At 64.9% G+C, this 15,698-nt stretch carries 16 protein-coding genes; 12 read left to right on the top strand and 4 right to left on the bottom strand.

From position 1 onward, the window contains the following. Positions 1-90: 90 nt before the first annotated feature. Positions 91-411: a hypothetical protein gene (locus tag OG989_RS07610; RefSeq protein ID WP_327030097.1), complete on the bottom strand. Its 321-nt coding sequence runs from the start codon at positions 409-411 to the stop codon at positions 91-93. 553 nt (positions 412-964) lie between these two features. On the opposite strand from OG989_RS07610, the gene OG989_RS07605 reads away from it, so the two are divergent. Further along, positions 965-2,857 carry an ATP-dependent nuclease gene (locus tag OG989_RS07605; protein WP_327030096.1) on the top strand — a complete coding sequence of 631 codons (1,893 nt, stop codon included), beginning with the start codon at positions 965-967 and terminating at the stop codon, positions 2,855-2,857. Further along, positions 2,847-4,547 carry an ATP-dependent helicase gene (locus OG989_RS07600; protein WP_327030095.1) on the top strand — a complete coding sequence of 567 codons (1,701 nt, stop codon included), beginning with the start codon at positions 2,847-2,849 and terminating at the stop codon, positions 4,545-4,547. The genes OG989_RS07605 and OG989_RS07600 overlap by 11 nt, the downstream gene beginning before the upstream one ends. Positions 4,548-4,648: 101 nt before the next feature. Here OG989_RS07600 and OG989_RS07595 read toward each other — a convergent pair whose 3' ends face one another. Next, positions 4,649-4,780, bottom strand: a complete 132-nt coding sequence (locus OG989_RS07595) for a hypothetical protein (RefSeq protein ID WP_327030094.1) — start codon at positions 4,778-4,780, stop codon at positions 4,649-4,651. A gap of 342 nt (positions 4,781-5,122) precedes the next feature. Here OG989_RS07595 and OG989_RS07590 point away from each other — a divergent pair, with 342 nt between their 5' ends. The 3 genes from OG989_RS07590 to OG989_RS07580 all read left to right on the top strand — a co-directional run bounded on the left by OG989_RS07590 (position 5,123) and on the right by OG989_RS07580 (position 8,139). Beyond that, positions 5,123-6,409 (top strand): DNA cytosine methyltransferase, encoded by a 1,287-nt coding sequence (locus OG989_RS07590; RefSeq protein WP_327030093.1) that lies wholly within the window; start codon positions 5,123-5,125, stop codon positions 6,407-6,409. Positions 6,410-6,417: 8 nt separating this feature from the next. Next, positions 6,418-7,194 carry a very short patch repair endonuclease gene (locus tag OG989_RS07585; protein WP_327030092.1) on the top strand — a complete coding sequence of 259 codons (777 nt, stop codon included), beginning with the start codon at positions 6,418-6,420 and terminating at the stop codon, positions 7,192-7,194. Between the two features lie 75 nt (positions 7,195-7,269). After that, complete coding sequence (locus OG989_RS07580) at positions 7,270-8,139, top strand: Eco29kI family restriction endonuclease (RefSeq protein WP_327030091.1); 870 nt, start codon at positions 7,270-7,272, stop codon at positions 8,137-8,139. A 46-nt stretch (positions 8,140-8,185) separates the two neighbouring features. Here the strand turns inward: OG989_RS07580 and OG989_RS31915 are convergent, their stop codons facing one another. Beyond that, positions 8,186-8,833, bottom strand: a complete 648-nt coding sequence (locus OG989_RS31915; RefSeq protein WP_442791911.1) for a GntR family transcriptional regulator — start codon at positions 8,831-8,833, stop codon at positions 8,186-8,188. A 294-nt stretch (positions 8,834-9,127) separates the two neighbouring features. Here OG989_RS31915 and OG989_RS07575 point away from each other — a divergent pair, with 294 nt between their 5' ends. The 4 genes from OG989_RS07575 (at position 9,128) to OG989_RS07560 (ending at position 11,532) form a co-directional block, all read left to right on the top strand. Beyond that, entirely contained in the window at positions 9,128-9,460 is a 333-nt protein-coding gene (locus tag OG989_RS07575) for a hypothetical protein (protein ID WP_327030090.1), read from the top strand. 10 nt (positions 9,461-9,470) lie between these two features. Beyond that, positions 9,471-9,797, top strand: a complete 327-nt coding sequence (locus tag OG989_RS07570) for a precorrin-4 C11-methyltransferase (RefSeq protein ID WP_225852092.1) — start codon at positions 9,471-9,473, stop codon at positions 9,795-9,797. Positions 9,798-9,946: 149 nt separating this feature from the next. Then, on the top strand, positions 9,947-10,768 hold the full coding sequence (locus tag OG989_RS07565; protein WP_327030089.1) for a GntR family transcriptional regulator: 822 nt from the start codon (positions 9,947-9,949) through the stop codon (positions 10,766-10,768). Beyond that, on the top strand, positions 10,756-11,532 hold the full coding sequence (locus tag OG989_RS07560) for a glycosyltransferase family 2 protein (protein WP_327030088.1): 777 nt from the start codon (positions 10,756-10,758) through the stop codon (positions 11,530-11,532). The genes OG989_RS07565 and OG989_RS07560 overlap by 13 nt, the downstream gene beginning before the upstream one ends. Here OG989_RS07560 and OG989_RS07555 read toward each other — a convergent pair. After that, complete coding sequence (locus OG989_RS07555; protein WP_327030087.1) at positions 11,516-11,962, bottom strand: hypothetical protein; 447 nt, start codon at positions 11,960-11,962, stop codon at positions 11,516-11,518. The genes OG989_RS07560 and OG989_RS07555 overlap by 17 nt on opposite strands. Positions 11,963-13,153: 1,191 nt before the next feature. Between OG989_RS07555 and OG989_RS07550 the strand changes: the two genes are divergently transcribed. The 3 genes from OG989_RS07550 to OG989_RS07540 all read left to right on the top strand — a co-directional run bounded on the left by OG989_RS07550 (position 13,154) and on the right by OG989_RS07540 (position 15,694). Next, complete coding sequence (locus OG989_RS07550) at positions 13,154-13,549, top strand: hypothetical protein (RefSeq protein WP_053653994.1); 396 nt, start codon at positions 13,154-13,156, stop codon at positions 13,547-13,549. A gap of 301 nt (positions 13,550-13,850) precedes the next feature. Beyond that, on the top strand, positions 13,851-15,443 hold the full coding sequence (locus OG989_RS07545) for an FtsK/SpoIIIE domain-containing protein (protein WP_327030086.1): 1,593 nt from the start codon (positions 13,851-13,853) through the stop codon (positions 15,441-15,443). Then, positions 15,440-15,694 (top strand): hypothetical protein, encoded by a 255-nt coding sequence (locus OG989_RS07540; RefSeq protein WP_327030085.1) that lies wholly within the window; start codon positions 15,440-15,442, stop codon positions 15,692-15,694. Before OG989_RS07545 ends, OG989_RS07540 begins: the two co-directional genes overlap by 4 nt. Positions 15,695-15,698 lie beyond the last annotated feature (4 nt).

Genomic DNA, 15,698 nt, shown 5'->3' with positions numbered 1-15,698 from the left:
GTCGTAGGGCCGGCGGCCTGGTCACGGCGGTCCCTGGTGGCCTGGGTTGACCCCGGTTGTCCTGGCCTAATGGCACGCTAATGGCACGGGCTACCCGTCCTCGAACGGCTCGTCATGCCACCGGAAACCAGCCTCGTCGCCCTCGATGCTCAGCAGGAACTCGGCCACCTGGCGGCCGTCCGGGTGCGTCATCGTGAGGGCGGCCCGGATCTCGTCGTCGATCCGGATCATGGCCTCGTCGTCGTCCGCGTCGAGGGCAGCGCTCCGGGCGACGAAGAGCGGGCGCAGCGGCTCGAACCCCGGTAGCGGACGGAACCTGCCGTACGTCCACGGGAAGTCAAGGCTCTGCTCGTCGATCTCGCCGACCAGCTCGCCCCGGTGGTACAGCCGCCACACCCTGCCCGCGTCCACCGCGACAGCGTAGGCGGCGCTGGGGCGGTCAGCTCCGGTGCGGTGTGGGTGACTCGGAAAGGTCGAGGGCAAGCCGGCGTAGCCGGTGCGGCAGCCGATCGCCGGAAGCTCGACGGCGGCCGGCCACCCTGGCGATCGTCACGGCCTGGTCCCGATCGTCGTACTGGCTCCCGATTGATGCGGGCGCGGCAGCCCGTCGGCTGTCGGCGGCTTCCCGCCCCGGCGTCGCAGACAGCCGGGGCGGTTTGCCGCCGGACGGGACCACCGCGCCCGCACCGCGCGCAGCGCGGTGCCTTGATCTAGTACAGGCCAATTCAGCAGCAGATGATGGGCAAGCTGGGTCCGTCGGATGTGCGACAGACGTTCGCCAGGTGGCTTGCGAAAGCCCGAGTGCCGATCAGGCAGATCGGTGCACCTCACCTTGTCTAGCCGGCTCGTTGCGACAGCGGTCCTATTCGGACACGCAACCAGTACGGCCCGGATCCGGGCATCGCGCTCGGCTTGGGCTGGCCCCATACTGGCCGGACCGCATGGCATGCCTCAAGGAGTGCAGGTGAAGGTAAGTCGCATCACTTTCCAGAACTTCCGCGGCGCGAAGAGCGGAACGGTGCTCCTGGATGGCCACACCTTGCTCGTGGGCGGTAACAGTGTCGGCAAGTCCACGATCTGTGACGCCCTCGACCTCGTGTTGGGGCCGGAGCGGATGAGCCGACGCCCCGTGATCGACGAGCATGACTTCTTCGCCGGCCAGTATCTGCTGGAGGACGGAACTACCCCGGAAGTCAGAATCGAGGTAATCCTGACCGACCTCTCCGAAGAAGCCACTCGCCGCTTCCGCAGCCACCTGCGCGTCTGGTCGGCGAGCACGCAGGACTTGCTGAACGAGGTGGTACCACCTGCACCGACGCTCAGCGAGGCCCCGGATCCCACCGCCGCTACGGCGCCGACCTCAGATGCGGTGTCGGACGGAGCATGGTGCCTACCGGTGGTATTCATCGGCCGCTTCGATCCCGACGAAGACGACTTTGCCGCAGGTACCTTCTTCGCGTACCCGGAGGCCATTGCCGACAGCTTCGCCGACTTCGGGGGCGACCTCGGGGAAGGCCTCAAGCCCTTTAAACGCGAGGACAAGCGGCTTTGCGGGTTTATCTACCTGCGCGCCAATCGGACCGGCAACCGAGCACTCAGCTTCCAACGGGGATCGTTGATCGATACGATCGTCCGGCTAGAGGCCCAGGGCACCGACGCGTCGCTATGGGAGCGGGCGATACGCGACGTGCACCAAGTGGTGGTCACTGGGGACGGCTCGGGCTTCGCGAAGATCCGTACCGAGGTCCGCAAACTCGTTAGCCAGTTCATCAATCTTACGGACCATCCGGCAGCCGTGGACGTGCACGTATCGGATCTCACCCGCGAACATCTACGCGAAGTCCTCCGGCTGTTCGTGTCGACACAGCCGGGCACCTACCCGGTCCCGTTCAACCGACTGAGTACCGGGTCGTTGAATCTGCTGGTCTTCGCATTGCTCACATATATCGCCAAACTGACTGAGGACCAGTCCGTTATCTTCGCGATGGAGGAGCCGGAAATCGCGCTGCCGCCGCATGCGCAGCGCAGGTTGGTCCGGTTCACGCTCGATCAGATGGACCAAGTCATTGTTACGTCGCATTCGCCCTACGTCATCGAGATGTTCGACCCCGACCATGTGGTCACCGTAGCCCGAGACGATGCCGGAGCGCTAACTAGCTGGCCGGTGGCTCTCCCACCTGACTACAAGCTGAAAAAATATCGGACCAACCAGCGTCAGTTCGCGGAAGCGGTCCTGGCACGCGCTGTCTGTGTCGTGGAAGGAGCCACCGAGCTCGCCGCCATGCGCGTCGCTGCCGACATACTAGAGCGGGATCCGACCTCGGGTTATCAGCACCTCGATCTGATGGGCATCTCTTTATTCGATGCCGGCGGAGATACGTCGGTGCCGCTGTACGCGCCGGTTTTCGCTGCGATGGGCAAGCCTGTGTTCGGTATTCATGACACACCGGTCAGACCCTTGACACCCGAGCAGGAATTAAAGGCAATCGAGTTCACCATCTACAAGGTAATCGACTACGCCGGGATCGAGGAGTTGCTAACCGATCAAATCCCGGTTGAGGTACAGCGCCGATTTTGTACTGCCGTCAGCACCAGAAGCGACTACCCGCAGGACTGCGGCCTCCTCGATGCCACCGCAGGCGAACAGGACGTCAAAGATCACACGCGTAACGTGCTGAGGAAGCGCAAGGGGTCTTTCGACGGTTACGCGCCACTGCTGGTCGAAGAGTGTCGTACTCAGGCGGATCTTCCGGCGACGATCGTCGACTTCCTATTTAAGATGAACGAGGAGCTTTCCGAGAAGACACCGAGCGAGGTAGCTAACGATATCGTAGGCGTAGCCGCCGATGAATCTTGATCAACCCCGACTCGACATCCTTGCGGCATCGGGTCATCTACTCATCGTCGGCGGTCCTGGATGCGGCAAGACCTCCATTGCTCTACTTAAAGCACGCGAGGCCGTTTCCGCCCTAGAGCCGGAACAGTCCGTACTGTTCCTTAGTTTCTCACGAGCCGCAGTGCGACAGATCAGCGACCGAATGACGGGGTTGCTTAATCTGCAGACACGGCGGCGCTTAGAGGTGCGCACCTTTCACGCTTTCTTCATGGACGTCGTACGGAGCCACGGCCGTTTCCAAACCGGCAAGCCATCATCTTTCATCACTCCTGACCAAGAGCAGCAGCTCCAAGCGGCGTTCGAGGGGGACTGGGCCGCCGAGACCCGCCGCCTGGCCGCCGACGAAGGAAAGTATGTGTTCGACCTGCTCGCCTGCACCACAGGCGACCTCTTCGAGCGCTACCTCGCTCTCGCGGCCCTCTACAGCAACGCGTACCCCGTCGTGATCGTGGACGAGTTCCAAGACACCAATGACGACCAGTGGCGAGCAATCCGCGCACTGAGCTCGGCATCAACGGTTATCTGCCTCGCCGACCCCGACCAGCGGATCTACGATCACCTGCCCGGTGTCAACGAGCGACGAATCCAGGACGCTATCGAGACCCTGCAGCCGAAAGCGTTCGACCTATCGAAGGACAACCACCGCAGCCCTGGGCAGGGCCTGCTCGCATACGCGAACGCCGTGCTACGGAACGACCCAATCGTCCCGGTACCCGACAACTTGACCTATGGCACCTACAGCTACCCAAGGACGGTAGAGACCGTCGTACACGCATATTTGGTCGTACTGCGCCAGCACCTGCACAAGGAACTGGGCAGAGAGCCGACCGTAGCGGTACTCGCCCCGACGAACGCCCTCGTGGGTCGGCTATCGGAGACGGCGGCGACGGACACCGAGCTCGGCGGAAAGATCTATCCCGCCGTGGACCACGAGCTCAACCTCGACCAGGACCTCGCGACTGCGTCTGCCTATGTAGTTGCCTCCATCCTGGAGTGGCCTGGCCTCAATACAAGCGAGGCGCTCACGACGACGTTGAAACACATCGGCAACTTCTACCGTGTCAAGTCCACTAGGTTCGCAGGCGCGAAGGGTACTGTTTCAACGCTTGAACGTGCGCTGCAGAACATCGCTTCTGGGACGAAGGTTCGATCAAACACTGCCAAGATAATCGTTGCAGCCTGTTCCGAGGGGATCCGGTTCACCGGTAGTCCAGTGCAGGATTGGCAACTCGCTCGCGCCCGCTTGAGCGGCTCTACCGAGCTGAAGGAGATTTTCGGCAAGGCGCGGCTCATCCGGCTACTGGAAGCAACCGATGCAATTGCTTGGGAATTAACTGACGCTTGGAACGGCACCGCGTATACGGACGCTGCTGCGGTTGTGCGTCGAGTGCTGGCCAATCGAATGATTGAGGCGACCCAAGCCGAACGAACCGCGTCCACGACGTTCATGAACATGTACAAGTCAAAAGGTAAGGAGTTCGATGGCGTGATCATCGCGGAGACAAGATTTGGCAATGACCAGCTCATCGATCTCACGAGAAAGGAGGCCGAGATACAGTCCCGGCGACGGCTTCTGCGAGTTGCGATCACGCGGGCACGCCATCATGTGGTGATCATTCGCCACGCCTCGCAACCATCCCTGATCTCCTAACCTGTATAGCTTCCGAAGCCCACCGGACGCGCCCCTCCGCACGGGTCACCCACGCCACTCCGTGGCTCCTTGCGGCCCAATAAAACTCGGCCCCACCGTCTCTAGCTTCTGAGGCGGACGCCGGGAATGTTCATCTCGGCCCGGTAGTCGCGCCACTGCCGCAGCAGCTCGTCACGACGCGGTCCGGCCAGTACCCGCGACAGCCCGATCTCCTCGCCGGCGCTGAGCCTCAAAGACCACATCGCGCAACGGCCTTCGGAGCCGTCTCACCCCGGTCTGCCCTCCAACTGCTTCCGCACCGCCCACGGAGCTAGATCAGCAACGAGGCCGACCCAGACGGTCGCCACGAGCGCCACAAGCATCCAGGGCCATCTCCGCACCGGCCTCCTCGCTACTCGGATCCGGTGTGGTTGCCAGGCTTCCAGTCCCTCCCGACGTCATTTCCGAGGCGCGATCGAGCGGCGCGGCAGGCTTGCGGTCCACACCGCCCGTCGCCGGCTGTGTTGGCACCCGCGCACGGACAGGTATGGCGTGTCGCACTACCACGATCGACTTCTCCGCGGTATGGTTTGAGGGTGGAGGACCAGAACGAACCGCTGACCGAGGTCGGCACCAGCATTGAACTCTTCTCGGGTGGCGGGGGCCTCGCGCTAGCGATGCACAGAGCGGGCTTTCGTCACCTAGTGATGAATGAGTTTGCGCCGCGGGCATGCGAGACCCTCCTGAAGAACGGCGCCGTTAAGCGAAAGAGCGAAGATCATATCCCCCTGGCCCTGAATGACGAGTGGCCACTGATTCAAGGTGATATTCGGGAATTCCAGTTTGGGTATCTCGCGGGTAAGGTTGACGTTGTAGCGGGTGGCCCTCCCTGCCAACCGTTCAGCCTCGGTGGCGTTCACAAGGGCGACGAAGACACCCGCAACATGTTTCCCCAACTTTTTAGGGTAGTGGAGCAGACTCGACCGAACGCGATCATTTGCGAAAACGTCCGAGGGCTCCTTAGGACATCATTTCGCCCCTACTTTGAATACATTCTTAGGGAACTCTCTTTACCCTTCGAGAAGCGCGCTAAAGACGCGAGCTGGGAAACGCATAATGCCCAGTTGATCCAGCGCGACCTAGAGATACCTCAGGATTCCGAAGAGCGCTATGTCGTCGTACCCATAGAGGTAAACGCCGCCGATTACGGGGTGCCTCAGGTGCGAAACCGCGTGATCATCGTGGCCTTTAAGGCCAGCCTTGGCATCACAGCTGAGGATTGGCTCCAACGCTTCGCGCCCCGTAAGAGCCATTCACGTGAGGCGCTAATTAGGAGTCAACTAGACGGATCCTATTGGGAACGGCACTCGGAGGTACGTGGCTCCGTTCGGGACGCGGTGGCGCAATCGCTGCCTAGCGCTTTGCCGATCGCCGATGAAACGCTGCCGTGGCGAACGCTCCGAGACGCCCTCTACGGGAACCCCGATAGACCACACGAGCCGCCACTTCCGAAGGATGTCGTGGACAAGGCGGAACACCCGTCTGGCATGTGGGTCCACCACATCGGGTGGCCCGGCGCTCGCATCTACGCTGGCCACACTCCGAACTACCTCGACCGCCCAGCGAAGACCGTCAAGGCCGGCGTTCATGGCGTACCTGGTGGCGAGTCGGTGATGCTGTTGGATGACGGCTCTCACCGGTACATGACTGTTCGAGAGACGGCCAGGGTCATGACTTTTCCCGATAGTTGGCGGCTCGCTGGCCCTCGTGGCGAACAGATGAGGCAACTGGGAAACGCCGTTCCCGTCGAACTTGGGCGAGTCTTCGCTACTGCAGTCGCAGACGCCCTGAAGTGGGCGGCTGGCCAACAGAGAAGCCGGTAACGTTGCGGATGTCTAGAACGTGGAACCAGCAAGCACCACCGGACGTCGCCTGGCGGTGTCCACAAGGTGTGGACCGGAGAACGCGGGCCGCAGAGCAAGACGAAGCGGCCGGCGGTCGAGCGGCGCGAGAGATCACCCTGTCTGATGGGCGCCCTGCGCGTGCTTCCGTCTGCCTACGGGTGTACGCCAAGACTCGAAGAATTCGTGCGTACCTTCGTTGGTCAGACTCGGGGGCGACACGCGAGAGGTACTTGGGCGAGGTTATGCATGACACCCGGGCTGAGAACCTCCGAGCCGGATGGGCGATCGCGCATGGAAGCGCAGGTATCAGCAGCCCGACGAAGGCTGCTGCGCGTGCCAAGTCCTGGGCATCAAGTCCCGCCGTTCGAGCGGTGATGCGCGGGAACCGGAGCCGGGATACGAAGCCTGAGCGAAGGCTACGCTCAAAACTCCACGCCACGGGTCTTCGTTACCGGGTCAACTACAAGGTCCTACCCACGCTTCGACGGACGGCCGATGTCGCCTTTACCAAGGCTCGCGTCGCCGTCTTCGTCGACGGATGTTTCTGGCACGGCTGCCCCGAACACTACCGTCCGGCGACCAAGAATCAGGATTTTTGGATGCAAAAGGTCATCGGCAACCGGCAGCGAGACAGCGAGACCGACGCCCTGCTCACATTAGCTGGCTGGAAGGTCGTCCGCGTCTGGGAACACGAGGACGTGACTCAGGCAGCGGCGCGAGTGGCCGACTTGCTCCGTCAAGCCACTACTAGTGCGGCAGGCTGATCTACGACCGCGACGCCACCCGAACCCGGTCGAGCATGGACGGACGCCAGCGTCGTGATGCACTATCGTCATCCCGTGCCACCTCGCCAGCGCTCCTCGGTCCCCACTCCTCCGCGCTACAACCCTCTAGACCCGGACGAGATCGGCCGGTCTTTGCGCGAGCAACTCGACTCGCAAGAGGTCAAGTCGTTTCCCTTACCCGAGTTCCGAGGGGCCGGCCTGTACGCCCTATATTGGGTAGGCAATTTTCCGTTGTATGAGCGACTGAAGAATACCCATGTGCCACTTTATGTCGGCAAGGCTGAGGCGGGAAGCAGTCGATACGGCTATGCGCCCGATTATGAAGAAAGCAAGCTCTGGGACAGAATTATTAAGCACTCCAAGAGCATCCAGGAAGTTGAGCGGTCCTCAGGTTCGAATATCCGCTTGTCGGATTTCAGGGTTCGCTACCTGCCGCTCGACGACGCTTGGATCGTCCTTGGCGAGCGAGCGTTGCTACGTCAGTACAGGCCCGTGCTCTGGAACTCGTTCCTGGACGGCTTTGGCTCCAATCCACCCGGCGCGGCTCGCAAGAACGCCCGCTCGTCCTGGGACACCATCCATCCCGGACGCGCCCGAGCCGGGCAACTGCCTCACCGCCAGTACACGCGAGACGAAATGCTGGAGGGCGTCAAGCGTGCGATCGAGATCAGTCTCATGCCCCCCACAGAAGCGCGCGAAGCCGCAGTAGCGGCTTTTCGTCGCGACCGTCCGCCTGTAATCTGGCAGCTGGCGAAGAGCAGGGATCCGGACAAGAGGCTTCGAATATTCGACCCGGAACGATTCTTCGCCGAGGCCGCTCGACTTGAGGTCAAACTCGATGAAAGCGAGTATCGAATTATGTCGACGACTGAGGCGCGCGAGGCGGAGGTCGAACTCCTGCAAGAGAGTTTCGATCTGGGCTAGAGTGTACGCTCTCTAACTCCCGCTCTCTAGCGCCTGGAACCTGACGCTATGACTTGGAGTACCTTCGTATTACAACTAGGTCGCCTTCTCCCGCCCCGACCACGGTTTGACGACATACGATCGACTCTCCAGGCGTGAGGCCGAGCAACGCGGCCAGCTCTTCATCTGCTGGCACCGCCTGAAAACACTCTCGGCCTGCGCTCGCTGCACGCGGGTGGCGTACGTAGGTCCCACGAGCGCGCTCCGTCTGGAGGTACCCCTCCTCGCGTAGCAGCGCGATCGCCTGCCGCACGGTGCCTCGGCTCGCTCGGAACTCCGCCATGAGCGCTTTCTCTGTCGGCACCAGCGCACCGGTCGGCAGTTGTCCCCCCTCAATCCACTCGCGGAGCCTCTGTGCGATGACCCTGTATTTGGGCTGTCCGTACGTCGAGGGAGGCACTCCGACACGGTACCTGGCACTTGTCTTACCAAGTGACAACAGCTCAAGCCATTCCGAGCTATAGACAAGTCGTCCACTTGTAGGTACGTTTCCCAGTGTGCGGCCGGGATGACGGTTCGTGTCAGGAGTGGTCTCGCGCCGGCCCTGGTCGCACTGATGCGCGGCGTCCTGTCGGACCGGTTGCGGTAGCCGCGCGTACAAGTTGGCTCGGCGATACCCGACCCGTCTGCGTCGGACGGTGCGCCGTGCCTTCATTCGGGCCGGTGGCCGGCCGCATTCCCCCGTGGCTGGCCACCGGTCCCCGCCTACCTGTGGAGGTGCGATGTCCGGCTCCCATCGTCGGCGCCGCTGGTTCTCGTCCTGGTGGTCCTGGTGGCGCCCGTCGACCCGGGCCGCCAGCTTCAACGCTTTGTCGCGTCCCCGACTGGCTTCTGTGCCGCCCTCGCATCGGTGGCCCTCTGGGCCGACGCGGGAGTTGCCCGCCCTGCGCTACGCGCCACCGATGACGCGGGCGCAGCTGTACCGGGGCAACGGTGGGCGGTGGCCGCAGTGAGCCGCACGAGCAAGCCGGCCGACGCCACACGCCACCCGGACTGGTGTGCCCCGGATCGGTGCGGTCATCTGGTGCCGCCGCTGATGGCGCACATGGCCCGCCGCCATCGGGGACCGATGTACCGGGTCGGCGACGCCCGAGCGAGCGGCCACATCGTCACGTACCTCATCGGTGCCGACGCCACGGCGCCCTTGATCGCGGTTCACGCGACGTGCCGGGCCGGGATGGGCTGGGCGGAGTTGCCGTTGCCGCAGGTTGCCCAGCTGGTCGAGCATCTCCGCGGGCTTCTGAAGCAAGCTGGCGGCCAGCAGGGGGCCGACGATGAGTGAAGGCGAACCCATGACGGAGCGTCAGCCGTTGTCCTCGATCGTGCCGGTCGTGTGCCCGATGTGGTGCCGGGGCTGCGGACCGAACGACCCGATGCACCGGGGATTGCCGTCCACCATCGGGCGGGAGCGGACCGGCTGGGTCACCGTTCAACTGCTCGTCGACCGGTTCGCGCGACGGGACCTGGCCGTCAAGCTCGACGCGACCCGCTACGGCGCCACGCAGACCGTGCTCCTGTCGCCGGCACAGGTGGATCGGCTCGTTGACGAGCTGACGCAGGCCCGCCTAGCGATGCTGGCACCGGTTGGCCGACACGGACGGGCGGGGGAGTCGCGGTGAACACCAACAGCCGGCGGGGCGTAGCCGGCCCTCGTACTCCCGGCCCTCGCCGCAGCCAGTCACCGCGAGCGGCGGTAGCGATACCTCCGGTTCCCGAGCGGCCCGCTGGGGGGACCACCTGGCAGACGTTGGAACGTCTAGGGGGTACGGTGACCGGTGTGCATAGCCGGGACTGGCGCCCTCGTTACCTGCAACTCGCGGAGGAGTTGCGGGCGAAGATCATGAGCGGGGAGCTGCCACCGGGCATCCTGATGCCAAGCGAGACTGAGTTGGCCGAGTCGTCCGGCCTGTCCCGCACCAGCGTGCGCAACGCCATCCGGCAGCTCCGGGAATGGGGCCTGGTCCGGGCGGAGCAGGGGCGCGGCACCTACGTGCGGGCACCCCGCCAACGCGTACGCCGTCGCAACACCGAGCGGTACCAGTGGGAGAAGGACCGGGTCCTGCTCGACGAGGCGGAGCGGCTGAAGACCGGCGCCACCGAGCACGACACCGGCCTGACAGTCGATGATCTGAAGTTCCACGCCGAATACTCCCGGGTGAACGCCGACGAGGAGATGGCGGCGGCCCTGCGCGTCGAACCGGGTACGCCGCTGCTGCGCCGGGTCTACTGGACGTCCTCCCGCCACGAGAACGCGCCGCTTACCGTGTCGTACTCCTACCTGCCGTACGACCTGGTGGCCGCGAACCCTGACCTGCTCGACGAGGGCAAGGAACCGTGGCCGGGCGGCACGCAACATCAGCTCTACACTCTCGGCATCGAGCTGGACCGGATCGACGACGAAATCCGTGCCCGTCCGCCGTCGCCCGACGAGGCCGAGTTGCTGGACATCGACCCGGGCGTCTCCGTACTCACCGTACGCAAGACCTCCATCGACACCACCGGCCGGGTCGTCGAGGTTGCCGACGTGGTGATGCCGGGTGACCGCACCGAGCTTGTCTACTCCCACAGACTCCAACGGTGGAAAACTTGACGCAGCTCGTCTCGGTCATCACCCCGGTCCACGCGCCCAGCATCGAGTACCTGGCTGGCGCCTACGAGTCGTTGGCCAAGCAGGAGATGCCCGACGGCTGGGACTGGCAATGGCTCGTCCAGGAGGACGGCCAGACCGGCGCCCTGGTCGACGTGCTGCCCGACGATTCTCGGATCAGTCACGGCACCGGCCGTCCCGGTGGGCCTGGTGTGGCTCGTACCCTCGCCCTGTCCCGGGTTTCCGGGCAACTCATCAAGGTTCTGGACGCCGACGACCAGTTGACCCCCGGTGCGCTCGCCCGGGACATCGCCGCGTTCGACACACACCCGCAGATCGGTTGGGCTACCTCGCGGGTACTCGATCTACTGCCCGACGGGTCGACGGCCGGATGGGACCAGGACCCGGCCGGCGGGGTCATCGACCGCAGCTCGGTCCTGTCGTTCTGGCAAGCCAACGGCTACCGGGCGTCGGTGCATCCGGCGACGCTGTGCCTGCGGCGGGATCTCGTCTTCGCCCTGGGCGGCTGGATGGCTCTGCCGGCCTCCGAGGACACCGGCCTTCTACTCGCCGCCAACGCCGTCAGTCCAGGCTACTTCACCCGCGAATACGGTCTGCTCTACCGCAAGTGGCCCGGCCAGGTCACCAGCCAGGCCGCACACCGGGAACCAGCGGAGTATCAAGGACGCATGAAGATCATCGAGGCCAGAGCCAACGCCCTGGCCTCGATGCTGCCCAACGGATTGCCGCTCACGCCTCCGGCGTAGCCTCGTGCCCCGGCATCCCCGGGGTACGCCGACGCTCCTTCATCTCTGCCTCGTAGATGTGACGCCGTCCGCCGGCCAGCTTCTCCCGCGCTTCCCGCTCGACCTCCTGAAACGCGGCGTAGTAGCCGTCGTCGAATTCCTCCATGATCTGGAAGGTCCAGCGGCCGGGTAGCAGGTTGCGCCCCAACAGCTCCTGCTCGACCCGGTCGGCCGTCTCGTCGTGTCCGGCCTCGCGGAGCAGCTTCACCACCCGGTCGAGGGTGAGATCCGCGCCCCCGACGAGCTGGTGCGCCGAGTACAGGTGACCGCGCACGCGGTGGATCGTCTCCAACGCCTTGCTCAACTCGCCCAACGCCTCGACGGTCGCGTCGTCAACACCTGCGGGCCGCGAGTGCTCTTCATCCACTGCTGCTATCTGCTGGCTTGACATAGCATGGCGATACCCGCCATTAGTGGGTTAAACCAGGCAGTTTGGCGTTCTTTGGCTAGCGGCGTCGGCCGTGGGGAGGAGGCCCTCCCCACGGCCACGCGAACTAGATGATGGCGGGCGTGATGCCCAGGACGACGATGACCACCACCAGGATCTGGATCATCACGGCCTGCGGGAACCGCAGCGAAAGGGTCATTTCGGTCAAGCTTCACCTCCTTCGGTTCGATGCGCTGGACAATGAGCTGCGGAGATAGACCCTCGACGCTGAGTTGGACGGGGCTCGCATTCCCACCCGACTCGGAGGAGTTCTCCTTGGCCGCCGCAGATCATTGCACGAGAGAGCCGACCGACGCAATTCACCCCCTCCCGGTTGACCAACTGCGGACCGGTCGCGCGATCTGCTGAGGGACCCGTTTCGCTCCACGGCGGCGATCCGGCTGGAGCGGGCTGAACCCCGGTGCCGGCCGAGCCAACTTCGCCCGTCGTCAACGGGCAAAGTTGCAGGTCAGAGTGTGTTGACTCATTCCTAGGGCAAACAGAGTCGGAGTTGCGAACTCTAGTGGTCGATTATTCGATAGGACGTCATGCAGAGCCTATCCGGGCCTCTATCGGGACGTTATTCGACTCGGTGAGTGACGGCTAATGCGAGACTATTCATGAGCACTAAAGTCTCGCACAATTAAGCCCTTCTTCGTGGTCGCCGAAGTGCCGGAGTATCCGAGCGGTCTAGCGGTATGCCATACTCTTGGTGGCAGCTCGCAGGACGGCATCACTCGCCTGACCTGCAGCGATGCGCCCCTTCGGTAGGTTCAATGCGCTGGACGCACCGACAGGTCGACGGCCTCTCCGCTCGCATCGGAGGGGCCGTCACTCGTTGTCCTCGCTTCGCCCGAGGTGTCCCCGATGTGGACGCTCATGGTGCCTCGACGGGTCGACGAGGTCATTTTCCGTTGCTGAACGTGACGCAAAGCAGCTAAGATTGGCACCCTCAGTCATCTAGCAGTGTCCCCCGACTGTCCACTGTGGACAGTGGCAGTCCGGCGACGCTTGAAGCGGTCATGCCGCTGTTTCCGTTCACCCGCCGACCGCAAAAGCGGAGCGCCGGGGGGCAACTTGTTGACTTGTCTGCCAAGTACCGTCTACCTTGGAATCTCAACTTGGCAGACATGCCAACAACCTGGAGGTTGAGCGATGGCTCTGCGTGGCGGTACGAGGTTCGCCGTGCGTTGTGAGGATGTGTTCCCGGCGGGATGCGCCCTGGTCCCCGAGTCCCTGGGTGAGGTCGAGGACTACGACGAGAAGACTGGCCGGCGCAGCCCGGCGAAGGACAAGTTGACTGGCCAGCGTGTGTGGCAGGTCCGCGTGATGGACCTTGACCCGGAGCTTGGGAAGCGCTCCCGGGAGACGACGGTGAAGATCTCTGCGGACTACCAGCCGGTGCCGCCGACGGGCGCCCCGTTCGAGGCGGTGGAGTTCGAGGGCATGACGGTCACGCCGTACGTGTCGAACAACGGCCGGATGGCGTACTCGCTGCGGGCGACCGGGATGCGGGCCCCGGCGGGCTTGGCCACGAAGGCGGCGGCGTAGCCGCATCAGGTGGGGGCGGGGCTGTCAGGTCTTGGCGGACGGCAGCCCCGCCCTCTGTCTCTTCCCCCTGCTCTGTCGAGAGAGGTAGTGACGTGTCCAAGCGTAGGCGTTCGGCTGCCCCGGCTCAGCCTCGGTGCGGCGTGTGTCAGTCCCGGTTCGACCCGGCCGCCGGTGCGGCTGACCGCTGCCCGCTCTGCGTCGGGCAACTCGTTCTTCCCCTTCCTGCGGTCCGCGATGCGTCGGGTCGGTTTGTGTCGCGCCGGGGTGCGCGATGATGCGCCGGCCGCGAGGCGGGGTAGTGATGGTGACCGCCGGGGATCTGATGGTGATCCGGCCGAAGCGGTTCAATCTGCCGATGTGGGCGGTCATGCTCGGCGTGGTGCTGCGCTGGCTCGCCCTGGCCTGCTGGTGGTGCCTCCGTCACCCGGTCACCGTGGGCCTGGCGGTGTTCGCCGTCGTCCTCTACGCCGACTATGGCTGGGCGGGTCTGGTCGTACCGCTGGTCCTGGCGTCAGCGCTGTCTGCGGTGTGGCGGTGGCGCGACGAGGCGTCCTGGTGGCGGTGGTGCGCGGGGCCGCTGCTCGGCCGGTTCCGTCAGGTCTTCGTGTACCGGTGGGCGTGGCGTGAGGCCATGACCCTGTGCGGTCTCGCCGAGACGTACGACCATCGGGCCGTCTTTCCCGAGCTACTGCGCGTGCGCTCGGATCAGGCTCTTGACGTGCTGACCATCCGCATGGTCCGGGGGCAGACCCCCGCTGACTTCCAACGGGTCACGGCGAACCTCGCGTACGCCTTCGGCCGGCGGCACGCCCGGGTCTACTCCGAGCGGCCCGACGATGCGCCGACCCGGACCGGCTATTGGGCGTTGCTGCTGGGGATGGTGGATCGGGTGCGGTTCCGGGACCGGCCGACTGTGGTCTACCTGGTGCTCGTCCGCACCGATGCCCTGCGACCGGTCGTGGCGCCCTTCGAGGCGCCGGCCGTCCCGGACTTCACCGCTCTGCCGCTGGCTCGGCGGGAAGACCTGGGCGTCTGGTCGCTGCACCTGCTCGCCACGCACGTCCTGGTCGGCGGAGCCACCCGGTCCGGTAAGGGCTCGGTGTTGTGGTCGCTGGTTCGCTCGCTGGCTGGCGGGATCGCCTCCGGCCTGGTGCGGCTCTGGGTGATCGACCCCAAGGGCGGGATGGAGTTCGCCATGGGTCGGCCACTGTTCGCCCGGTTCGCCTGCAAGTCCTTCGAGGCCATGGCGGACCTGCTCGACGAGGCCGTGACGGTCATGCGGGAACGTCAGACCCGGCTCGCCGGCACGGTCCGGGTGCACACCCCGACTGAGGCTGACCCCCTGGTCGTGGTCGTCGTCGACGAGATGGCCGCGCTGACGGCGTACCTCCAGGATGTCGACCTGCGGAAGCGCATCGCCGGCTCGCTCGGGCTGCTGCTGTCGCAGGGTGCCGGCGTCGGCGTCCTGGTCGTGGCCGCTTTGCAGGACCCCCGCAAGGAAGTGCTGCCGTTCCGGGACCTGTTCCCGACCCGCATCGCGCTCGGGCTCACTGAGGCGTCCCAGGTAGACCTCGTGTTGGGCGACGGTGCCCGCAACCGGGGTGCCCTGGCCGACCAGATGCCCCGCTGGGCCAAGGGCGTCGGGTACGTGATCCTCGACGGCACCCCCGAACCCCTGCGGGTCCGGTTCTCGTACATCAGCGACGACGACATCCGCGACATGGCGCGGCAGTACCCGGCACCCGTCGACGCGTCGGACATCCTCGCCCAGGTCGGCCGCGAGTCGGCCCCGGAACCGGTGCGCCCTCCGCTGCCCCGAAAGCCGTCCGGGCCACTGCTGCCCGATGCGCTGCGCAACCTGCTCGACCGCGACAGCGGGGGTGATCCCCAGTGACCAGCACCCCGAACGGCCGCCGGTTCTACCGGCTCCGCACCCCCGAACCGACCACCGCCGTCTCCGTCCGGGTCGACCCCGAACGCCCCGACCCGTACCCGGTCTATCTGGCGGTCGGTGCGGGCCGGCGACGGATGTCCCTGACCCCCGACGAGGCGTGGGCGCTGTGGCGCTGCCTCTCCGAAGCGGTCGCCGCGCTCGGCACCCCTCCCGACTACATCCGCACCAAAATCCGACCTGCCCGGAGGTAACCGC

The organism is Micromonospora sp. NBC_01740 (genome assembly GCF_035920365.1).
Classification (GTDB): domain Bacteria; phylum Actinomycetota; class Actinomycetes; order Mycobacteriales; family Micromonosporaceae; genus Micromonospora; species Micromonospora reichwaldensis.
The sequence above is the reverse complement of the archived record's forward strand: the minus strand, read 5'-3'. Positions and strand labels throughout refer to the sequence as shown.